Annotated in this window: 21 protein-coding genes; 4 read left to right on the plus strand and 17 right to left on the minus strand. The window is 48.3% G+C overall.

Annotation, left to right across the window (positions count from 1 at the left end):
- Positions 1-146, minus strand: a 146-nt coding sequence (locus LC073_RS21985; protein WP_226647961.1) for a helix-turn-helix domain-containing protein, incomplete at its 3' end; no start/stop codon positions are given.
- A 601-nt stretch (positions 147-747) separates the two neighbouring features.
- Here LC073_RS21985 and LC073_RS13790 point away from each other — a divergent pair.
- The 3 genes from LC073_RS13790 to LC073_RS13800 all read left to right on the plus strand — a co-directional run bounded on the left by LC073_RS13790 (position 748) and on the right by LC073_RS13800 (position 3,558).
- On the plus strand, positions 748-1,275 hold the full coding sequence (locus LC073_RS13790) for a hypothetical protein (RefSeq protein ID WP_226647830.1): 528 nt from the start codon (positions 748-750) through the stop codon (positions 1,273-1,275).
- A 362-nt stretch (positions 1,276-1,637) separates the two neighbouring features.
- On the plus strand, positions 1,638-2,765 hold the full coding sequence (locus LC073_RS13795) for an NAD(P)-dependent alcohol dehydrogenase (RefSeq protein WP_226647831.1): 1,128 nt from the start codon (positions 1,638-1,640) through the stop codon (positions 2,763-2,765).
- Between the two features lie 67 nt (positions 2,766-2,832).
- Positions 2,833-3,558, plus strand: coding sequence for a YoaK family protein (locus tag LC073_RS13800; protein ID WP_226647832.1), 726 nt, complete (start codon positions 2,833-2,835; stop codon positions 3,556-3,558).
- A 115-nt stretch (positions 3,559-3,673) separates the two neighbouring features.
- Here LC073_RS13800 and LC073_RS13805 read toward each other — a convergent pair whose 3' ends face one another.
- The 4 genes from LC073_RS13805 to LC073_RS13820 form a co-directional block, all read right to left on the minus strand.
- Positions 3,674-4,135, minus strand: a complete 462-nt coding sequence (locus tag LC073_RS13805) for a THO complex subunit 7 family protein (RefSeq protein WP_226647833.1) — start codon at positions 4,133-4,135, stop codon at positions 3,674-3,676.
- 380 nt (positions 4,136-4,515) lie between these two features.
- Complete coding sequence (locus LC073_RS13810; RefSeq protein WP_226647834.1) at positions 4,516-5,832, minus strand: sodium ion-translocating decarboxylase subunit beta; 1,317 nt, start codon at positions 5,830-5,832, stop codon at positions 4,516-4,518.
- Positions 5,833-5,851: 19 nt separating this feature from the next.
- Positions 5,852-7,639, minus strand: a complete 1,788-nt coding sequence (oadA, locus tag LC073_RS13815; protein WP_226647835.1) for a sodium-extruding oxaloacetate decarboxylase subunit alpha — start codon at positions 7,637-7,639, stop codon at positions 5,852-5,854.
- Between the two features lie 57 nt (positions 7,640-7,696).
- A complete protein-coding gene (locus tag LC073_RS13820) occupies positions 7,697-7,930 on the minus strand; it encodes an OadG family protein (protein ID WP_226647836.1) in 234 nt (77 codons plus the stop codon).
- A 610-nt stretch (positions 7,931-8,540) separates the two neighbouring features.
- Here LC073_RS13820 and LC073_RS13825 point away from each other — a divergent pair.
- A complete protein-coding gene (locus LC073_RS13825) occupies positions 8,541-9,560 on the plus strand; it encodes a tRNA dihydrouridine synthase (RefSeq protein ID WP_226647962.1) in 1,020 nt (339 codons plus the stop codon).
- 18 nt (positions 9,561-9,578) lie between these two features.
- Here the strand turns inward: LC073_RS13825 and LC073_RS13830 are convergent, their stop codons facing one another.
- From LC073_RS13830 to LC073_RS13885, 12 genes are all read right to left on the minus strand, one after another.
- Positions 9,579-10,334 carry an outer membrane lipoprotein-sorting protein gene (locus LC073_RS13830; RefSeq protein WP_226647837.1) on the minus strand — a complete coding sequence of 252 codons (756 nt, stop codon included), beginning with the start codon at positions 10,332-10,334 and terminating at the stop codon, positions 9,579-9,581.
- 49 nt (positions 10,335-10,383) lie between these two features.
- Positions 10,384-11,598: an ABC transporter permease gene (locus tag LC073_RS13835; RefSeq protein WP_226647838.1), complete on the minus strand. Its 1,215-nt coding sequence runs from the start codon at positions 11,596-11,598 to the stop codon at positions 10,384-10,386.
- Positions 11,586-12,269: an ABC transporter ATP-binding protein gene (locus tag LC073_RS13840; RefSeq protein WP_226647839.1), complete on the minus strand. Its 684-nt coding sequence runs from the start codon at positions 12,267-12,269 to the stop codon at positions 11,586-11,588. Before LC073_RS13840 ends, LC073_RS13835 begins: the two co-directional genes overlap by 13 nt.
- A 20-nt stretch (positions 12,270-12,289) precedes the next feature.
- Entirely contained in the window at positions 12,290-12,898 is a 609-nt protein-coding gene (locus LC073_RS13845) for a hypothetical protein (RefSeq protein WP_226647840.1), read from the minus strand.
- A 339-nt stretch (positions 12,899-13,237) separates the two neighbouring features.
- Positions 13,238-13,972: a hypothetical protein gene (locus LC073_RS13850; RefSeq protein ID WP_226647841.1), complete on the minus strand. Its 735-nt coding sequence runs from the start codon at positions 13,970-13,972 to the stop codon at positions 13,238-13,240.
- 75 nt (positions 13,973-14,047) lie between these two features.
- Complete coding sequence (locus tag LC073_RS13855; RefSeq protein WP_226647842.1) at positions 14,048-14,584, minus strand: hypothetical protein; 537 nt, start codon at positions 14,582-14,584, stop codon at positions 14,048-14,050.
- Between the two features lie 460 nt (positions 14,585-15,044).
- Positions 15,045-16,598 carry an alkaline phosphatase D family protein gene (locus LC073_RS13860; RefSeq protein WP_226647843.1) on the minus strand — a complete coding sequence of 518 codons (1,554 nt, stop codon included), beginning with the start codon at positions 16,596-16,598 and terminating at the stop codon, positions 15,045-15,047.
- Between the two features lie 295 nt (positions 16,599-16,893).
- Positions 16,894-18,093, minus strand: a complete 1,200-nt coding sequence (locus tag LC073_RS13865; protein ID WP_226647844.1) for a pyridoxal phosphate-dependent aminotransferase — start codon at positions 18,091-18,093, stop codon at positions 16,894-16,896.
- Entirely contained in the window at positions 18,090-19,532 is a 1,443-nt protein-coding gene (locus LC073_RS13870) for an amidase (protein WP_226647845.1), read from the minus strand. Before LC073_RS13870 ends, LC073_RS13865 begins: the two co-directional genes overlap by 4 nt.
- A 392-nt stretch (positions 19,533-19,924) precedes the next feature.
- Positions 19,925-20,986: an Ldh family oxidoreductase gene (locus tag LC073_RS13875; RefSeq protein ID WP_226647846.1), complete on the minus strand. Its 1,062-nt coding sequence runs from the start codon at positions 20,984-20,986 to the stop codon at positions 19,925-19,927.
- A gap of 121 nt (positions 20,987-21,107) precedes the next feature.
- The gene (locus tag LC073_RS13880; RefSeq protein ID WP_226647847.1) at positions 21,108-21,869 is read right to left on the minus strand and encodes a LytR/AlgR family response regulator transcription factor; all 762 of its coding nucleotides are present in this window, start codon (positions 21,867-21,869) and stop codon (positions 21,108-21,110) included.
- Entirely contained in the window at positions 21,857-22,876 is a 1,020-nt protein-coding gene (locus LC073_RS13885) for a sensor histidine kinase (RefSeq protein WP_226647848.1), read from the minus strand. Before LC073_RS13885 ends, LC073_RS13880 begins: the two co-directional genes overlap by 13 nt.
- Between the last annotated feature and the right edge of the window lie 10 nt (positions 22,877-22,886).

Genomic DNA, 22,886 nt, shown 5'->3' on the forward strand with positions numbered 1-22,886 from the left:
ATCCAGTTTTGTACTGCTCGGCTGGAGACATCCAGCGTCCGCGCAATTTCTGCTATAGACTCTGATTTCTTCCAAAGCTTTACAGCCGTTCGACGTTTCTCTTCCTTGGCGGAAGCGGGCAATTTTCTTGCATCAATAATATCCATTCGGACATTATACAGAACTACATGGTCGCCGGGTTAATAATGCTGGTAGCGACCCATCATTTCAGCTCGAATCCATGACTGCTGGTGAAGGCCCAATCCCATATCAAGTTGCATTCGCAAACAGTACTACAGGAACGAGCGATATGGTTATGGCCGGAGTACCTGTAATGATGGTTCCCCTTACGGCAAATAACTGCTCAGATGATAACGCAAGATTTGATATTACAATCCTTCCCAGCGATTGGGTCGGTGGAGCGGCTGGCGCACTATATATGGGTACACTATTAATAACTGTAGAGGCTGCATAAACGCATATTGAAATATGCTAATTGAACGGCCCTCTATCGTTGACTAAGATCGAGAGTTATTTCGAACTTAACTGCGTTGCAAGGGCCGTATCATTTTCAAAAAAATAGGAAATTGCTCTCAAAGATTAGTAATCAATTCCTAAATACACCTCTAAAATTCTCAAAAACCCTTCCTCTTCTCCCATAATGACTATTATTTCTAGGCCGATGGATTACCACCAATCGCCCACACATGCGATTATTTTCGGTCTTTTTCACTAGAATATTTTTGTTTTTGCACAAGGATGTTTTGCATGAAGATTTTATTCCCAAAATTACTGACATCTATAGCCACTGCCGGACTGGCGATAACCTCAGCAACACCTGCACTGTCTCAAACTACGGACATGGAAAGCAGCACGATATCGCTGACTTTTAACCAACCTCTATTCATTGACATAGCCAATGTTAGCCCGGTAATGATTCAAGACCCCATGCAAAATATGCCGGCAAGCGGTTTTGATGATTTTTGTGTTGGCGGAACCTTTGGTAATTACGGTATTACCTTTACCAATCCTATGGGGTCAGCTTTTTTTCTGATGCCCACCCTTGGATCGCAGCCACTTCCATATAGCGTAATCTTTTACAGCGTGATAGGGGGTGCAGGACAGTTCGCAACCCCAGGAAATACACTTCCTAATAACACAGTTCAGGATACCATGTGCGACCCTACCGTGCTTAACACACGCTTTGAGGTTGAAATTGCCTTTGCAGATTGGCAAGGCAGAGAGGCGGAGGCCCCATTTAATGGAACGTTACTAATCATGGTAGAAGGTCAATAAATTCTCCCTCCGGAAGAATCAACAAAATAGGCCAGAGTATATCTCTGGCCTAACACTACAAAAAACAATCAGAAGATTAACTGACTCACACTATTATTCAGACAAAAACTTTATTTTTACAACCAATTAACCCTTTCATTAATCCAACTCTAGAAGTCTCTACTCTAACTCCCCTCAAAACTTCTTACCTATTGCCCATTATTCACCACGCTCAGCCTGAATAACTTTTTCCAACGTGAATTATTTAACTTGGCGATCACATGACCTTCCTTCTAATCTTTATATAGAAAATTAGGTTAAAGCCGCATAAAAAATCTCCCAAAATTTACATTTTTTTGGAAAATACCACTAAGAGAGAAAAGATGACAGGCATTCATAGAGTTGGTAATGAATTTACGGCCGCAGTGGTAAGAACACCGGGCAGTCCTTTCGTGTTGGAACAGGTAAGGCAGACCGAGCTACTAGAAAATGAAGTGCTGGTTAAAATCGTCGCCACCGGCATCTGCCACACCGATATGATTGCCCGCGACCAGGACTATTTGGTTCCACATCCTATTGTATTGGGGCATGAGGGCGCAGGAGTGGTGGAGGCAGTAGGCGATAGCGTACTTAAGGTGACCCCTGGGGATCATGTGGTCCTTACTTTCCTCTCATGCAGTAGTTGCAGGGAGTGTATTTCCGGGCACCCGGCCTGCTGCGAGAACTTTCGCGATCGAAACTTCTCCGGGCATCGCATAGATGGCAGCCACGCCCTTGCCGATCAGCAGGGAGGGACACTTAACGACCGTTTCTTTGGTCAGTCCTCCTTTGGCGAATACGCGGTAGCCAATGAGCAAAACGTGGTTAAGGTGCGCAAAGATGCCCCCCTGGAATTATTAGGCCCTTTAGGGTGTGGCATTCAAACGGGTGCCGGTACGGTTTTGAATTCGCTCAAGGTGGGCCCTGGTTCCAGTTTTGCTGCCTTTGGCGCAGGCGCCGTGGGCTTGGCCGCAGTGATGGCCGCATCGGCCGCAGGGGCCACCACCATTATCGCTGTGGATATCGTTCCCTCAAGGCTGAAGCTGGCAATGGAAGTTGGCGCCACCCACACAATCGACAGTACCCAGGGCAATGTTGCAGAACAAATCAGAGCAATTACTGGCAAAGGCGTTGAGTTTTCCCTTGACGCTACAGGAATCCCCGCAGTCATCAATACCATGATCGACTGTTTGCGCAGCCGTGGAGAGGGAGCAATTATCGGACTGTCGAAACCCGGCGAGAAGTTCACACTGGACCCCATGGACCTGCTTAACAATTGCAAAACGCTGCGAGGTGTGGTTGAAGGAGACAGTCTGCCGGATCAGTTTATCCCCACTATGATCGACCTTTATATGGCTGGCCGCTTTCCATTTGATAAGCTCATAAAGTTCTATGATTTCTCTCAGATTAATCAAGCCGCTGAAGACAGCGAGAAGGGGTTAACTTTAAAACCTGTAGTGCGGTTTTCCTAACATCTACTCATTGGGGACATTGTTATATTACCGGGGACTTCTCACATGAATGAGAGGGTGCTGCAGCATGGATGAAACACCTCATACCACGGTAAATATTGAATACATTCTCGCATTTGTTGCAGGCTTTTCCGAGGCTATCTGTGTTTTAGGCTTGTTTACCAGTTTTACAACATTTATTACCGGCACCATTGTGCTTTCCATTACCGATTTTGCCAGTAACAATCCCAACTACATTACAAAACTCTTTATTCTCTCAGCTTTTATTATTTTACAAATCTTTTGGATCTATTTGATAAATATTTTAAATTTTAAAAAAAAGAATACAGCAACGCTTATGCTGTTTGTAGAGAGCGCTTTGATGTTATTGTTTTTTATTACTGGCAGCTATGTAGTAAAACTTACCTCGCCTTACGCTGCCAACACTTTCTTAGTTTCTTTCTTCGCGGTGGCTGCCATGTCTCTTCACAGCACCATTTTTTTTAGGGTGCTCAATAAAAAGGCACCCACTCACTTTATGACAGGCAACTCCACCAACCTCTTCGCTGCTGCCCTTGATATGCTGGACAACCATCGTGCATACAAGAGAACTGGGGAAGCACCCTATCCACAGGCATCTGCCAAGGCAAAATATTATTTCGGGGTGATTTTTTGCTTTATCTTTGGCGTAACTCTTGGCACTGTGGGTTACAAGTTGTGGGGGTTCCCCTCTCTCTTATTGCCTGTATTACTGGTTTTATGGACAGCTCTATTGAGCCTAAAATCAGTAAAACCACCCACCGCGACTTCGTAGTGCATTGAGAACTGACCAGGGATTTCCACCAGAAAATACTAAAGAGGAGCTTGGGCAAACAGACGACTATGCCCGAAAGCCCCTCCATTTAGCCTAGTGCGTGTCGAAGCCCGAGTTATTCAGCTGAACAGGTAATTCTATCTTCCATACAAAATCCGCCTTTTTCAGTACAGGTTTCGAGTAATTTACCCTTCGCCTCTACTTCGGAAAAACCCTTGGAGTGCATACCACCGGCTCGTATATCTTTTATATAGCAGGCCCATTTAGGCCTTTCATTGACGGGCTGGAAAATCACTTCGGGTTGTGTACTTTTGGATTGTGTTTCTACCAGGGCCTGTAGATCCAAAATCAAATCCTGCATAGAACGGATATCCTTGCGCAGCCGAACAACCTCTTTCTTAAGCTGCCGCATTTCATCGCTCTCTTGATTTTGATCCTTTAGGGTATGTATTTCCTCGCGAAGTTTTACAACTTCATTCTTTATCTCGTGGAGACCTTCAGCCGTGCGGAGACTCTCATGAGCCCAAAGGGGGGAGGAGAATAGAGCGAGGGAAATCAATAGCGGTAAACTACGCATGAACTTACTTCCAGTAAAATTTTATATTACAAGTCAATATACTGGTGGGAATATAGCGCAGATAAGCTTAACTAAAAATGAATCTTATCTAGCACCAATTAATAGTTTGAAACAAAAAATACACAGCTCTCGGCATAACATGAGGCAGAGATAGAGATGACAAGCATACAGAGAAGAATTCTCAGCGTGTATCGAGAGCCGTATGTTCTTTGCTTTCCCCTAGGAGAAACCACGGGCAAGCCAAATAAATAAACAGGCCTTCCTGAAACAGACCCGACGAATAGCGCACACTCCAAAGCGTGTAACATGCAATAAAAGGGCGAACCGAAAAAAGGCGAACCAAAGTTCGCCTTATCACGACGAGCTTCCAATCAGCTAAATCAGTTTCCTGTCATACTGCGTACCATGCTGATCATTACCCCTGCCGCAACGGCAGAGCCAATTACCCCAGCCACATTAGGGCCCATTGCGTGCATCAGCAGGAAATTGTGCGGGTTGGATTCCAGCCCCACTTTGTTGGATACCCGCGCGGCCATAGGCACCGCAGATACGCCGGCAGAGCCGATGAGTGGGTTGATCTTATGTTTACTGAACATATTCAGCAGCTTCGCCATCAGAACACCGGCGGCAGTACCAATCGCAAAGGCCACGATACCCAGGGCGAGGATTCCCAGAGTTTTGGGGTCGAGGAATTTATCTGCGGCCAACTTGGAGCCGACCGAAAGGCCGAGGAAAATCGTGGTGATATTGATCAGTGCATTCTGGGCGGTATCCGAGAGTCGAGCCACTACACCACATTCGCGCATCAGATTCCCGAAACAGAACATGCCTAACAGAGGCGCAGCAGCGGGAAGGAACAGTGCTACCAAAATTAACAGCAATAGCGGGAAGGTGATTTTCTCGCGCTTACTTACATGGCGCAGCTGCACCATCTCGATTTTGCGCTCATGCTCGGTGGTGAGTGCACGCATAATCGGTGGCTGGATCATGGGTACCAGCGCCATATAGGAATAGGCGGCAACCGCAATCGCGCCGAGCAAGTCCGGGGCTAATAAGCTGGAAACATAGATTGCCGTAGGGCCATCCGCACCACCGATAATACCGATTGCTGCAGCATCGGCGATGGAAAAATCCATAATCCCCGCTACCGAGAGCCCGACCGCACCCAGTACAGTGGCGAAGATGCCGAACTGTGCAGCAGCACCAAGGAACAGGGTGCGCGGGTTAGCCAGCAGTGGGCCAAAATCGGTCATCGCACCCACCCCCATAAAAATCACCAGGGGTGCGACACCCGAGGCAATGGCTACGGAATAAAAGTTGTACAACATACCATTGCTGAAACCAGCATCACTGGCAAACTCTGCGGCCTGCAGCTGCACTGCCGCAGGAGCTCCCCCCAGAGCCGCTTTTAGATCGCCGAGACTGGCGCCACTATCCAACCCCAAGATCTGAGCCATTTGGGCGAGGACCGCAGTATCTCCCTGTGCCAATGCGGTCTCTGCTGCCGAGAGCGCCAGATCTGCTCCGGGAATATTTGCCAGGATACCGCCGAAGCCAATTGGCACCAGCAACAGTGGCTCAAAGTTTTTACGAATGGCAAGAAACAGCAGCAGCAACCCTACAAGGATCATAACTAACTGCCCGGGTATCATCTGTGCGATTCCAGAGGATTGCCAAAGACTGAGTAAATTATCCACTTGCGACTCCTACCCCAATCTATGCGATGGACAGCAGGGCATCACCCACCGCCACGGAATCGCCCTCTTTAATCGCTACGCTGGCAACACTACCACTGCGCGGCGCACTCACTACGGTTTCCATCTTCATAGCTTCGAGCACAATAATGGCCTGGCCCTCGGTGACCTTATCACCAGGCTTCACCATCACTTTGAAGATATTGCCCGCTAGGGGCGCATTGACAGGCTCACCACCAGTGGCGGGAACCGAACTGGCCGGGCTAGCCGCAGGGGCGGCTGCACCTAGCGGGGAAATATTGGTCAGGTCGCCACCATCGGCCACTGTTACGGTATAGCTCTGGCCTTCCACGGTGACGGTGTAAACTTCTTCTCCCTTATCATTTTTCACTGCGGCGGTTTCACTTCCGGTTGGCATGGGCTCGAAGGCATCGGCATTGCCGCGATTCTTCAGGAATTTGAGGCCGATTTGCGGGAAGAGTGAATAAGTAAGTACATCGTCAATCTCACCTTCGCCACTAGTCAGGGCGAAATCCTCCTCCCCGGCTTTTTCCTGTAGCTCCAGGGTGAGCTTGTCCAGCTCTGGCGCGATCAAATCCGCAGGGCGGCAGCTAACCGGAGCTGCGCCTTCCAATACCTTTACCTGCAGTTCCTGATTCACTTCGGCGGGGGTCGCGCCGTATTCTCCTTTCAAGACCGCTGCGGTTTCTTTGGAGATGGATTTATACCGCTCGCCGGTCAGCACGTTTAAAACCGCCTGTGTGCCGACAATCTGGGAAGTGGGCGTTACCAGAGGGATAAAACCTAGATCCTGACGCACGCGGGGAATCTCTTCGAGCACCTCATCCAGGCGCTCTCCCGCACCCTGCTCACGCAGCTGGTTTTCCATATTGGTCAACATGCCACCGGGCACCTGGGCCACCAGGATGCGGGAGTCCACGCCTTTAAGAGAACCTTCAAATTTCGCGTACTTCTTGCGCACTCCGCGGAAATACGCGGCAATTTCTTCGAGCAGATTGATATCCAAGCCGGTATCCCGCTCGGTGCCTTCGAGAATGGCAACCAGCGATTCGGTGGGGCTATGGCCGTAGGTCATAGACATGGAACTGATCGCGGTATCCACATTATCGATACCCGCTTCAATACATTTGAGCGCGGTAGCGGTGGAAAGTCCGGTGGTAGCATGGCACTGCATGTGGATGGGGATATCCACCGCAGCTTTCAGGCGCGTTACCAATTCGTAACCTTCGTAGGGGCGCAGTAGGCCAGCCATATCCTTAATGGCAATGGAGTCCGCCCCCATATCCTCAATCTGGCGCCCCAGGTCCACCCACAAGTCCATGGTGTGTACTGGACTTACGGTATAGGAGATCGTGCCCTGGGCGTGCTTACCTTGTTTTTTTACCGCTGCCAGAGCCGTCTTCAGGTTGCGCATATCGTTCATGGCATCGAAAACGCGGAAGACATCCACTCCATTGACCGCGGCGCGTTCGACAAATTTTTCCACCACATCATCGGCGTAGTGGCGATAACCCAAAATATTCTGCCCACGAAACAGCATTTGCTGCGGGGTATTGGGCATGGCTTTTTTTAATTCTCGAATACGCTCCCAAGGGTCTTCGCCGAGATAACGAATGCACGCATCAAAGGTGGCTCCGCCCCAGGATTCCAGCGACCAAAAGCCGACTTTATCGAGCTTCTCTGCAATCGGCAGCATATCGTCCAGTCGCAAACGCGTGGCGAACAGTGACTGGTGGGCGTCACGCAGGACTACATCGGTAATCCCCAATGGCTTTTTAACCTCAGTCATGGGTTATCTCTCTCGGCAAAAATTTTTGGATGTTGTAATGAAGCGGAAATTTGGCGATTAACGTTTTTTTCGATGCTGTTCGATAGCCGCCTTAATAATGGCGTGCAAGCGGGCATTGTCGTCACTGCCACTACCGGGCGAAGCGGCGACTGCCTCCACTTCGGGGAAATAACGGGTAATAATTCGGGACATGATACCGGTGCCAATCACCAGTAACAGTAGGAAAATAAAAACAATCCCCATGCCGAACAGGGTAATGTCCACCCCCTGTTGAAGTAGCGTGCCTTGCATTCAGTATCCCCCCCTAAGCCGTCGAATAAATAAAGGTACTACCCGAACGGTTTTATTCTGGTTCGTTGTTATTTGATGTTGAGCAACGGATGGTTTTGAGCCACCTATTTTTGAGCAATCTATAAGACCGCCTGAGAATCAGCAGCGCCTTCTCTACACAGTTTCCAGCTTCCAGAGACCTCAAAAGCAAGCCGCCCCCATTACAGTGCCCAAAAAACTCTGCGGCTGAGTCGTATTGGGAGACTATGCGGCTGGTAACACCCTTTGCCCGGCAATCTAGTAGCCAGGCCTGATAAATACAACCGCTTTGGCTACTCCGCTTTGGCCAGCATCAATACTATCTGCTACCAGAGGGGTTTTCTGCAGCATGGAAGTGCAGTCAATTTTCTATTATCAATACAAGTTGCTTTTAAAATCAAACACTTAATGGTTTCAGCGGCAACGATGGCGCACCCTTCATTTCTCTGTTTAATGGTGCAACCCCCCAAGGGTTTGAGGTTATAGCTCCTATAAAAAGCACAGGCCGAATGATCATTCTTACGGAACAGCGTTTACTTGCTGATAGAATGTGCGCCAATCATTATTCCAGTTTTGTCCTGTTGCCCGTTTTATGACCAACAAGTCCATCTCCCTGCAGCCAAAGATTTACCAAGCCCCCATGGAAGGTGTCATTGACCACCATGTGCGCAGACTGCTTTCCACCATTGGCGGGGTCGATATCTGTGTAACCGAATTTGTACGGGTCACCAATACCCGCCTACCCCGCCGGGTTTTTACCCGCCTGTGCCCGGAACTCTTGGAGGGCGCGAAAACGGCAAATGATATCCCGGTGCGCTTGCAACTTCTGGGCGGCAACCCGGAGGCCATGGCCATCAATGCCGCCAAAGCGGTTGCCGTGGGCGCAAAAGCGATCGATCTGAATTTTGGTTGCCCGGCCAAGTCCGTCAATAACAGCGATGGCGGCGCCTGCCTACTACAAAGCCCGCACCGGGTGGAAGCGATTGTGGGTGCGGTACGCCTGGCAGTGCCGGATAACATCCCAGTTACCGCGAAAATCCGCCTGGGGTTCAATGACCGATCTTCTTACATGGATAATGCCCTGGCCGCTGCCGCCGGTGGGGCCAATGAGCTGGCGGTTCACGCACGCTCCAAAGTCGATGGCTACAAACCGCCGGCCTATTGGGAATATATCGGCGAGATCCGTGAAAAACTGCAGATTCCGGTAGTCGCCAATGGCGATATCTGGACACTGGCAGAGTTTCAGCGCTGCCGCGAGCAAACCGGTTGCCAGGCCTTTATGTTTGGCCGCAGCCTGCTGGCAAGGCCAGACTTGGGACTGCAAATCAAGGCCTTCTGTGCTGGAGAGGAGTATCGGCCAATGGTATGGCCACAGATTGTCGATCTACTCTGGGGTTATTATCAAATTACCCGAGAAGTTTACCCAGCCAAGTATCTTGGAAACCGGATCAAACAGTGGCTCGCCTATCTCAAGCTCGCCTTTCCTGAGGCCCAGGTGTTTTTTGAGAAGCTCAAACGCCTGCGGGAAGCGGAGGCCATTGAGACCGTTTTTTTCCAGGAGCTGGAATCCCCGCAGGTAGCCATTAAACAGAAAACTATTGCAGCCGCTTAATTGTGGCTGCAAAGTTCGTTAAAGCTCAGCCGTTGATTGGCGGCTCAGGTAAGCCGGATTGTAATACTTCTCCGGTAAATTATGGGCCTGGGCACTTTCATAAATAACCCGTGTCTCGGTGCCGGTATTGATCGTATCCTGCAACAGCATTTCCGCCACTACCTGCCGTCCCTCCCTTTGACCAGAGATAAAGTGTGCAATCTTCGCCAGCTTACCGGATTTTAAATACAACTCTGCTTTTACCGGAAAATAGTCTTTGCTATCCACCCACAAGTTAATCCGCTGGTAACTGGCCCCCTTGGTTTTTACGGAGAGGTTCAGGCGATTGACCAACCGATCCTGCAACATCTCCTGCCCCGCATAAGCTCCCTGATAATCCTCACTCCAGGTGAGAGTGGCTACATCCCCCACCGATGCGCCCCCCAGCAGTTTTTGCATGGGTGTTATCCGAATGGGGCGACGGCTGCGTGGCATCAGCATCCAATAATTGTCTTGCAGCATTAACATTTTGGTGCCCTCCTCTCCCGCGCCTTTGAAAACCACCAGAGACTTGCGCTGTGGACGGGTGTACACATGGTATTTATCCATACTGTCCAGCTCGCCATTTTTGTAGACCTGCACCTCTGTCACCACCCGAGCGGAATTCTCTTGCAGCCGGTAAAAGTCGGCTTTGGCAAGCATGTCCTCCACCTCCTGCGCGGTGTAGTTAATCTCGCTGCTGGCCCCGCTATTTGTATTTAGTGGATTGGCCAATGCCATTGGTGCTACTGCCATTACCAGAGCGCTACCCCACAATTTCCAAGCATTTTTTATTTTCGCTAACTTATACATATACCAATGTCTCTGTAATCGGTTTATTTACACCCTTGCGCGCCGCCATAAAGGAGGACAAAACACAGATTGTCGCTACAGCCAGTGAGATCATCCAAGCCAGGTTCATGGAAAAATACACCACCAGGGGATAGCCCTCAGTTCTACCGGGAGGGGGCGGCATGGTGACTTCGAACACCATCAGGCCCATACTCACCGCAGCTGCCAGCAAGATACCCACGATCGCTCCTACCAAAGACAACACCAATGCTTCCAACACAAAGCCCAGCAGTAATTCGGCGCGGGACGTACCTAGTGCGGAGAGAGTACCAATCTCGCGGGTTCTTTCTGTAACCGACATCGCCAAGGTGTTGAAGAGGGAAACAAAAATCACCATCGCCATGATCACGCCCATCAGGCCAAAAATCCGGTCATACAGGCTTTTTACTCCTTTGTAAAAGAAGGCTCGATCCTCCCAGGTGGTAATTTCCAACTCTGGTGCCTCATCAGCCAGGCGCGCCTTTAAAACTTCGGTGTCCTCCAGCTCGTAGCCATACAGGTGCAAGGTACTGACTTTTTTGCTATCGAGAATAAACTGGGCGGAATTTATCGAGAGATACACCTGGCGCTTATCCATATCCGGAACCCCAGTCCCAAAAATCCCCTGCACTTTAAAATCCAGTGCGTTTAGAGCACCCTCTACAGTGGTTGACATCAGGGTGACATAATCCCCCGTTTTTACTTTCAGATTTCTGGCCAGATCCTTACCCAGCATGATCTGCGGATCGGTGGGATCTTCATTTTTGCTGAGAATGCTACCTTCGGTCATATTTAAGAAAGGCCCTTTTACCCGAAACTCACTGGGTAAAATTCCCTGCCCCAAAAATATGGTCGACTTATCTCCATTGGAGATCAAGCCGTTCAAGTAAATACGCGGCTGCACCGCCTTTACCCGGCTATCGGTCAATAAGCGCCTTCTCAATTCATCCGCATTTTCCAGGCCATTTTGTAAGGGATACTCTTCATCACTGCTGAAATAACCCGGCTGGGTAAATACCAGATGACCCTGGCTACGTGCCGCGCCTTCTTTCAGGGATTTATAGGTATAGAGCCCAAAGCCCCCGGAAGTCATCAGGGCCATCACCACAATAGCGACAATAACGACGGTTAAAAGGCTGCGACGACGATTGCGCAATAAATTCAAAACTGCCATTTTTAAGCGACGCATGGGGCTTCCTCCTGCAAAATCACACCGTCTTTTAGATTGATCACCCTGTCACAATGCTGTGTCATACGGTCATCGTGGCTGGCTACAATAAAGGCCGTTTTCTGTTCCCTGCCCAGATGCTTCATTAATTCGATAATCTGTTGAGCTGTTACACTATCCAAACTTGCGGTGGGCTCATCGGCAATGACCAACTTAGGCTTGTGCACCAGTGCACGGGCTATTGCCACCCGTTGCTGCTGGCCACCGGAGAGACGATCGGGTCGGTATCGGGCAAATTCTGCCAAACCCACATGATTCAACATCTGCATTACCCGCTGTTTTACCTCTGCTGAATCCACACCATTGAGCTGCAACGGATAGGCGACATTTTCAAAGGCACTCATCACCGGCACCAGGTTAAATTTTTGAAAAATAAACCCCATTTGAGTGCGACGTATCTTCATCGCCTGCTGGTAGTCTCTGGTCATTAACTCACCGGCAAAGTGCACCGCACCCGTGTAATCCTGATCCAGCAAGCCACAGATATTCAGTAGGGTACTTTTACCTGAGCCGGAGGGCCCACATAGAGCCACCATGGTGCCGGAACGAATGGCCAGGTTGACATCTCGCAAGGCCTGAAGCTCGATTTCACCGGTCTGATAAGTCTTTTCTATATGTGTCAGCTGCAACATCGGTCCTTCTCCAATCTCAATTACGGCTTTATGTCCGACTTACACAGTGCCAGAGCCCCTTGCATATTGGCTTTTGCCTGCCACTCATTTTTCAGCTCTGACTCACTCAAGTCCGCAGCCTCCAGAGCACCACAGTAGATCCAGCTCACGGCCTGCACCGGCATATGCGACAGACGCGGGTCATCCATCAGCTCGCCATAGAGTTCGAAACCGCGATCGAATGCGTTGAAGAAGGTAGGCACCTTGGTGAACGTAGTTGCCGCGATCCCCTTAAAAAGTAAGTCACGAGGCATTCCCTTAGCCGAGCGGCCTGGATTCTCTAACGCCTCCAACATCAGCAAGGCTTTGTCCATACGGGCAATACCATTTTCCGCATAGCTCACCTTCTTCCACGGCAGCCAGCTCTCCTTGGCCATCAGGGTCTCGCTGGCCCCCAGGTAGAACAGAACTGCGGGGTCTGAGGGGTCTTGCTGCTGAGCTACTTTAAAAGCCTCATAAGAAGCCTCAATGGCATCCCCACCCTGCTGTGCCGCCTTGTTGTAAAGCCCTTCCAGCTGCACATCCACTGCGGCAAAAGCGGAAGTTGTCATACCCAGATGAATCAGTGCCGCTGCGATGATCTTCTTCATGATTTCTCTCCTTGCGTTTAGGTTGGGAGCAGATTAGCGCTGGCTATGGAGGTGGTCTTGATGGTGCGATAAAAGGGTGAGGAAAGGGATAAACGGGAGCTGTTGTGGCTGAATGGGGTCAGAAGAGGAAGATAAGCGTTAAACAACGAGAGACAACGGTAGTGGCGAGGGGCTAGCTCCCAGAAAGTGGTACAGTAGAACCGATCTATAAATATTGTCTCATAGCCAATATACAGTCCATTCAAACAGCTACAAGTATTAGCACGAGTTAAAACCATTTAGAGGGTAAGCCAACACTTACCCATCTCGGACTAAGTAGTAAAATTAGGAATCAGTATTTTAGGTATTATCCGCTACCAATTTGCTAATAAATTTTAAAGCAGAGAATTCAGGGGTCTTTAGTTTTTCCAGGTTTTTGATCATTTCTGATGGCAGATAAGGCTTGGCAGCAAGCACAAATTGATCCACCCCGGCCGGCGCTCCAGCTGAAACCTTTGAAGAATAAAGATTCCACAATTCATAAATAGAAATAGAGTCCTGATCTTTTAACTTTTTATCAATCGCATTTATAATCAGTAAACCACAGTCATAGTGAACACGTGGATTCTTGCGTGATGCATCCAAATAAACCGGATTATCCTCCAGGCTGGCAAGGCAACCTTGCTCTGCCTGCTTTATCTTCTGCGACAAAAAACCCTTAGGAAGGATACTCTCAAATGCCAGGCCAGCAAAATAGTCGGCCGCCCCTTCATGTATCCAGGAATCAGCAGTCTCTATAACATCGGCACCCTCTCTCTGATAGAGGTGGGCAACTTCATGGGAAAAGAGCCAGAACAATTCATCGACATCAATGGCTTCAATAACAGACTTCTCACCATACCAATGCATAAATATCTGACCGGGCAAAGTTCCACCTTGATGACCAACTCGCCCATCATCTACTGAGCTATAAGAAGCAAACAATGCAGGCCTATAGCCAAGTTCACCCATTTTATCGGCAAAGAAATCCATCAACTTAGGCAAATGAATATTCATTTGATACTGGAGTTTCTCTGGTAGAAGTTCATCGATCACACTAACAAAGTGGTCACTCTGTATCGGTTTTCCTTGACCAACATAGACCTTACTGCCCTCACCGAATGCCTCCCACTAAATACTTTCCTGGTGGATCTTGCCATGCAAGATAATATTGTCAGACTCTGGGGCAGCTATCGTTAAATGCCAATGATTTAGACTGGGCTGACAAGATTCTGCACAAGCAAAAAATCTCCCTGTATGCAAAAGATAACCTCCATCCGAAAACGGGGAGAAAGGAGCGTAGTCCTTAGAAAGAACAGTATAAGTTGGAGTTAGATGAAAGGTAACTTCGGTAAAGTCGCTACCATTTTCACGCAGTACACTTTCTCCTCCGTCATCAAACTTAAACTGATACCCTTTAGAAGTAGGTGTCCAATGTTTGCTTCTTGAATTGTCAGGCGAGCTCTTAAATACAAGCCTCTTTATTGGCTTTTCTGATACAAAGGTCACAGACCAGTTGCCATCTGGCTTTTTTTCCAGCATGGTACTTATATTATTTGCACGAGTTACAGAGCTAAATCCTAAAAATAACCACGCTGTAGTCACAGCAACCACAAAGAATTCTTTACGAGGCAATATTCTTACGAAAAGGAATGTTTTTATTATCATAGCCAACCTTAATTACAGCAGCTGCTGCCCTGAACCTTCGAATCAGAACTTAATATTTTTCCGGCACTAAATTCATGAATAACCTCTCCACAAACAAGCGAGATCGGAACATCTTTACTAAATCCAATGTTTACCACCACCAATAACATTGGTGTACAAAAGAAAAGTCCGGCAATTTGTACCAACTTGGATAGCAGAGTATATTCAACTCACAATCTAATCAGAATGATTATGCAAGAGATTCTTCAATACAAAAAATGAAGATATTCTAAACCAGATAGCCAAGCTTCAGATGGAGTTTATTTGAGAGGATACCAACCAATACTAAATCGATATAAGAGCTCTTTGAACTAAAGAGAGGGAGGAAATACTGTACATCCCTCTCTCGTGGCTTTTTTAGACTGATCAAAAGCAAAAATGGAAATATGAGATCTCCCTTTGTTCAAGGTTGTCTAAACAATCAATCAACAACTTTAATTTTAGATTTTCCATACTCACTCACAATATCTCCATAGGTATCAGCTTTAGGGCCATTCACCTTTCTTACATCCTCGTAGAGCCTCCAGCGACCGACAAACTGATCGATCTCAAATTTTGTAATGAGATACCCTGCGCGATTACCCTTACGAAACTTCATATGAGGATTCTTCTTTAGGGTTTTCTCTGTGCTTTGGTTGTCAGCGATCTCATACCAGAGAGCGCCTCCATCGCCACGGGTCAGTGAGGGTGCAGTAATCTCCACGGCTACGTTATCGCGACCGGCAGTGTAATCACTGGCAAATGGGTCTAAGGCTAAACCTGCCGCCATTGCTTTATGAAGCCCACCTGACAAAACAACAATGTTGTTATCAAGCTCAGAGAATAGGCTTAATAGCCACTTATAGGATTGGGGATAAGCTCGCCAGGCACTCGGCGAGTAATTGTCCCACCACTCAAACACCGGAGCGCCGGAGCAGACAATCCGCCAACGTGCTGTGGATGCCCGAATTGCCTGCTCAAACCAGGCCGCCTGCTCCTGGCCGATGATGCTGCGACCGGGAAAATCATACTGCTCAAATATCGGCTGACGTTTGTTGAGGTTATCCGGCATATTATTGATCGGTATATCGCGATCATAAAAGCACATATCCATAAAGAAGATATCAGCCAGATCACCGTAGGGAACAGATCGCCAGATGCGTTTGGGCGCAATATAGCGGATGGGCATCCACAAAAAGAAAGTTTCCATGGCGATATCCATCGCTTCATTGAAGTCTGCACCAGTAATGGCCGGCCCTTCTCGCCAGACACCGTTTCTTAAATCGCCATCATCCCAAATCACCATCCAGGTATGCATCTGGTGTGCCTGCTGTAGAAAGGCATCTTTTCTTATCTCGGAGTAGCGAGCTCTATAACTTTCACGATCGAACTTGAAGTCGGAATGGCTAAACTTACGGTAGTCACCAGAATTGGAAGACGCATAGGAATAGTCACCAAGATGAATTACCGCATCAATATTCTGCTCTCTTTCCACCATATCCCGGTAACCGACGAATTCGCCGTGCTCAAAATGCGAGCAGGATGTCACAATAAATTTCAGGCTGGAAATATCTGTATTACTTTCCGGCACCAGCCTTAAACGACCTACCGGTGAAGCTTGATCGCGGTATTTAAATCGATAAACATAGTCACGGCCAAAATTCAATTCGGTCACATCCAGCTTGACTGTGAAATCCTTTGACTCATCGGTTTGCGTATAACCTGTTGATACAATTTGTTCAAATGAGTCATCTAAGGCAACCTCCCAATAAACCAGTGGTGCCGTCTCTTCGGTAGTTACTCTTGTCCAAATAATGGCTGAATTGACTGTAGGATCCCCAGAAGCCACTCCGTGCAAAAAGTGGCTGAATGTACTGGCAGCACCACTGTATTCATATTTGTTCACCCCACCTTTAGACCAAACAGATGGCGCCACAGCAGAAACAGTGAGTAGGCCGCTCCATTTTAATAATGTGCGTCGATTTATTTTTTTCATAACAAAATATCTTTCATTTAAAAGGTTTAAGCACTGCCTGCTGAGTAAAACAAACTATCGTTACAGCTGCGTGAAACCTAACAAAGACTCACATTGTCATTCAATACAAAATGAGCCTTTAGAAATCAATCAAAAAGTATTCATAAAATCAGGAGAGGCCGAACAAAACGATTATAGGCTTGATAAGCCTATATAAGACAAACAACAACATCCAAATAACTCACACAAAAATTCATTGCAATACATATCCCCCTTAGCCAGCCCCAGATCGATTTACACTATTCAAACACACTTTCTATGAAAAATTCTGCCTCTTCATCCATGGAATTATACGTTCAAAAGCCAATTCGATATTTTCAATTGAAGTCGCGTAGCTGAAACGCAAGGCGTTACGGCAAGATTCACCAAAAGTATCTCCAGCAATGGTACAGACACCGGTTTCTCTCAACATCCGCAAGGCAACATTATTACCATTTACCCCTTCGGGTAACGATGGAAACAAATAGAAAGCTCCCTCGGGGATATAACTTTCAAGGTATGGCGTTTGCTCAACCAACTGGACCAGGCGATCCCTTCTTTTTTTATAATTTGCAATAATATCTGAAATAAAACTCCGATCACCCTTTAATGCCGCCACACCAGCCCATTGACAAGGGGTATTTGCAACTGTCGTGGTAAACATATGATATCGGCGTAATTTACGGATGACTCCTTGACTTGAAATCATCCAACCTACGCGCATACCGGCCATGCTAAAAGTTTTAGAAAAGCTGCTGACAATAATTACATGATCGAGATCAGAACAGCAGGAAAGCACACCTGCATAGTCACTCTCATCGTAAATTAGATGATCATAAACTTCATCGCTAATCACAAAAATACCGCGATAAGCCGCCTCCTGTACAATCGCTTCCACGGTCTCACGTGGATAGACTGTACCTGTGGGGTTACTAGGCGAATTCAAGACAATAGCATGGGTGTTATTGTCTATTGCATCAATAACCTCTTGGGGATCTAACTGATGATTATTCTCCGCACGGGTGGGAATGTAGCGCACATCCCCTCCGTTCATACGAATTAAGGGTGCGTATAATAAAAAGGAAGGGTCTGCCATAATGAACTCGCGCCCCGGTGCCGACATGGCAGTAAGAGCCAAGTAGATGGCTTCTGTTGCACCGGTGGTCACAAGTATATTTTCTGGAGTGATCTTACGACCATAGCGTTCACCATTATACTCAGCGAGCGCCTCGAGCAGTTCCGGTAGCCCCGCATCCATGGTGTAACCGGTTTGCCCTGCCTGTACCGCATCAACCGTGGCCTGGATAACATGAGGCGGAGCTGGTGAGTCAGGTTGTCCAATAGACAAATGGATCACATCATCCATGGTGGCCGCCAGATTAACCATCTTGCGGATACCGGGTACCGGAATCGTTAAAAGCGCCGGGTTCCAGACCGGGTCCTCCGATTCATAAAAATCAAATTCCAACCGGCTCACACCTTTTCTCCCACGGCAATGTTGTTATAAAAGAGTTCTGGGCGTTTATCCGTCATAGGAGCGGCAAGCTGGTAAGCCTGCCCGGCCCGTAGCACTGTGGCATCTTCAAAACGCCTGCCTACCAACTGCATACCAATAGGTAATCCTTTAGATGCAAAACCACAGGGCACTGAGAGGGCTGGCTGGCCTGTCATGTTGAAGGGGTAGGTAAATGGTGTCCACGAAGGCCAACGGGTACTGGGCCAGCCCTCTGGCACCTCACGACCAGCTTTAAAGGCTGTAATCGGTAAAGTAGGCGTTATCAACAGATCGTATTTACTGTGAAACTGAGCCATCTGCTCACAAAGGGCTGCTCGTTCATTCACTGCGGCGAGATAATCCAGCATTGAAAGCTGCGAGGCCTTATCGGCCACAGCAACCAGCTGGGAATCCATAAGCGTGCGCTGGCGCTTACCGATAGTGCGCAAGGCATTGGCTGCACCGCCATAAAACAGGTGGCCGAACGCTGCGAGAGGATCTTCAAAACCCGGTGCGACCTCAGTTACTTCGGCACCAAGCGATTGCAAGAGTTGTGCGGCATTGCACACAGCCCGTTCAACATCACGCTCATTTTGTACATATCCTAAAGTTGCGCTGTAGGCAATTTTTAACCCTTTGAGGAGCTCGTGTGGTTCACCGGAAATCGCCTTAGAATAATCAATATTGCGACGGGGAATCGCATTGCTATCCCGCGGATCGGCTTCGCTCAATACATTCATCAACAGAGCGCAGTCGGATACGGTCCAGGCCATGGGCCCTGCATGAGCCAGGGTTCCAAAAGGACTCGCTGGCCAGTGTGGCACCTCGCCAAAACTCGGCTTAAATCCGACAAGACCACAAAAACCCGCGGGAATGCGGATAGAGCCGCCTGCATCAGTACCCAGAGCCAGAGGTCCCATACCCAGCACAACTGCCGCAGCGCTGCCACCACTAGAACCGCCAGCAGTCTTATCGGTATCCCATGGGTTGCGGGTAACACCATCGATAGGGTTATCCGTCACACCTTTCCAGCCAAACTCCGGTGTTGTGGTCTTGCCCAGAGGGACATAACCATTGCGGTTTAAAGCCGCAATGCTAGGCGCTTCCTTGCCTAGGGTGGACTTGGCATCAATGGTTTTAGACCCCTTTATCGTGGGCCACATCGGCGTAAGGAAAACATCTTTAATCGCTACCGGTACACCATCCAGCGCACCTCGAGTTTCACCGCGATAGTAGCGCTGGGCTGAGGCTTGAGCAGAAGCCAGAGTAGTTTCCTTATCTACCAGGCAATAGGCATTAACAGCGGGATTACAGGAGTCAATCTGCCTCAACAGCGCTTCAGTAACTTCCACCGGAGAAAATGACTTATTTTTATATCCTTTTAACAGCTCCAAGGCCGTCATATGGGCAAAATCATTCATGTTCCCTCCTATTATTTTGGTTTATGCCCTATCGTAGTACCAGCCTACACAGCTAACGACTCCTCCATGAGGACTGAACCGCCCCGATTTTCAATTACGAGATACAACCAAACCCACAATGCTCTGGATAAGTCATATCAGTACCGAAAAAATTGACGAACAAGTCAAATAACTCCTATTTAAAAGGCATTTTGAATTAACAGTTGATAGATAAGCTTGTAGATTAGGGTAAACACGATGTAGCTACGCCCAATATTTACGATCAGAATCCAGAGAGTAGAAATTAGCGCCCCATGAGCTCACACAGGAAAATGGGTGGATAACTACAGCGCGTAGTGTAGGTGCGCAGAGTTTCAGAGGTCGTTAATAAAGTAATTGTATACAGATAAAAATCAGCTTTTTTTAAGCGCTCTGGGAAGTGGGACCTCTAGTTTTTCAGCCCAGCGCTGCAGATCCTGCACTATAGAGGGATATAACTCGACACCATCGCGCAATTGCCGCGCTCGGGTGGCCCAGGCACGCTGACCCGGTACCCTTACAGGCTTGCTGCTATCGCTACGGTTTTGCTCCCAAAGATGACTCAAGGCCATCGTTTGGCGCAGAAAATCCGCCTGTGCCCCAAAGGCCTGGGGATCAATAATCTGTAAAAAAATTGAGTTGGCCTCTTTATCGCCAGTGGCAGATTCATCATCGCGCCCATAACCTCCCAGGGCCATCGACAACACCTCCAACATTGCACTAAGTGCCGCCCCCTTGTAACCGTGATCAGCCCCACCTACCGGCAGAATACTGCCGCCATTCTCGAAAGCCAGAGGGTCATCGGATAAATTGCCCTGCTTATCCTTTAGGCATGGCGTTGGCATTTTTGTCTGTTCTCGTTGAGCACGGGCCACATAGGCGCCAGCCGTAATCGACATACTGATATCGAACAGCAGCGGATATTCACCCGCAGGGGCAGCAAAAGCCAAAGGATTTGCGGAAAACAGGGGATCAAGCCCTCCTTGGGGCGAAACCGTATTTTCCCCAGGTGTCGAGCAGGTAAGGATCGCTACATATCCCGCTTCAATAATCTGAGGCAAGTAAGCAGCCAGACACGCAATATGCTGACTGCGACGAATGATTGCCGTGACCACACCCTGCTCAGGTATTCGAGACAAAGCCTGCTTGATGGCCCTGGTTAACACCCAGGGGCCAGGTAAAAATTGAGCATCCCAGTTAAAGCAATTGCCACGATCAGACAACACCTGAGGTTCACCACTGAGCCGGGATTCACCACTCTGCAACCACTCTAGATTATTCGCCACCCGCTGTAGGCCATGGGTAGTAAAGCCAAGCAGATCTGCCTGCAAGAAAACACCAGCCATTACATCCGCACGATGCCTGGCGAGCCCCACGCGCTGAAACAGGGCGCTGGCAAATTCTTGTAGTTCTCTGGCTGAGTAGTAACTAGGCATGCTGACTCCGTATTAATCATCGCGAATTCAGTGGGAAACCGACTTGCGTTATAAACAGATAAAAATTGATTTGCGGTAGAGCAACCCGGCTCTGTTTCTTTGCAATATACAGAGCACAAACTTACATAGATTTAAACATTGCAGCAGCTCTGCGGCTAACCGCAAACTTTTGCCCATCCTCCATAATGACTGTGGCCGAGCCAGTTAGCCCCCGGCTGATCTTATCGATTCGTTTGACACAGACAATCGTGGAACGGTGTATCTGCCAAAAAAGTTCCGGTTCCAATTGGTTCATCAACTCTTTAAGTGGTGTGCGAATAATATGTTGACCCTGATCAGAATGGACAGTGGTGTACTTATCCTCGGCGACAAAAGCTGATATCTCATCACAGGATATCATGTGTACATCCTCTCCCCTGCTGGCCCTGATCCAGCGTAAATATTCCGGCTTGCCTACATTGAGTTGTTGCAGCAAGGCGGCTATGTTTGGGCCCGCTTGTGCCTGCTCTTCTGTCCTGGCCTCCAGTCGTTTTCTGATGCGATCACATGCAAGCTGCAAGCGCCTCTCATCAATAGGCTTCAACAAATAATCTACAGCCTCCTGCTCAAAGGCATTTACCGCGTATTCATCATAGGCAGTTATAAATACCACAACAGGCTTGGTTTCCAGCTTGTTGAGCGCGGTGGCGACTGCAATGCCATCCAGACCCGGCATACGGATGTCGAGAAAAATGACATCGGGCTGTTCTTGCTGACAAAGCGTTAACGCCTCTGGGCCATCGGCCGCTTTACCAACCACTTCAAGCTCAGGGAAAACATCAGCTAACATTTTGTCCAGATGATGACGCAATAAGGGTTCATCATCGGCAATTATTGCGCGCATGGAAACTCCAATCGAGCGGTAACTCCACCCTGCTTATTACTACTAATCTGCAACTTGCCCTTTCCCTGATATAGGGTGGCAAGACGCTCTTTGATATTATTTAAAGCCAGGCCATTATGCTTACTCGGTTCAGACCTGTGTGCCCCAGCCTGCAATCCAATACCATTATCCTCCACCTCTATGACCCACTGGCTTGCTACTGTCGCCACCTTGAGGGAGACCAAACCACCCTTGGGTGAGGGCTCAATACCGTGAAAAATGGCATTCTCCACCAGAGGCTGTATTAACAAGGGTGGCACAGCAGTGGAGGGATTAACGGTTTCTGCGAGTTCAACCTTATATTGAAGGCGCTCGCCCAGTCGGATTTGCTGAATAGCCAGATAGCTCTCCAGGCTACTAAGTTCATCTTTCAGGGATACATAATCAGAACGCGATTTATTCAGGCTAAAGCGTAGGAGATCACTGAAATTATCCAACAACAATTCTGCTTTTTTTGGATCGTGCCGAATCAACATTTTTAGGTTAGCCAGAGTATTAAATAGAAAATGAGGTTCTATTTGACTCTGCAATACTTTCAACTGGCTTTGGACCAACGTTTTTTGTTGCTGGGCCTGTTGCAACTCAGCTTCCCTGCGCTCAGTCTCTAGTTGATGGGATTGCTCACGATTAAGATAAAATTGGTAAAGCAAGGTCGTCAAAAAGATAGCAAGGATCAACGAACTAATCAGGCCAGTAAGCGCCGGGAAAGCACCAAAACCGGAAACCCACCACCAGACATTGATAGAACCTAGCACGATCGTTGCCAAAATAGTTACTGTATATTTAAGTGCATGTGACCAGCCCGGCTTAAAATGCAGCATCAACTTGCGTGTAGAAAATGCAACAAAACCATAAGTCAGGGATATAGCAAAATTGAGAGGATAGCTTCCTCCCCATACCTCCTTAGTGATAAGGGCTACAACCACACAAAGAATCAGGATACGTAAATATTCACTGAGTAAAGTCACCATGATTCCT

This window comes from Microbulbifer variabilis (genome assembly GCF_020524905.1).
Taxonomy (GTDB): domain Bacteria; phylum Pseudomonadota; class Gammaproteobacteria; order Pseudomonadales; family Cellvibrionaceae; genus Microbulbifer; species Microbulbifer variabilis_A.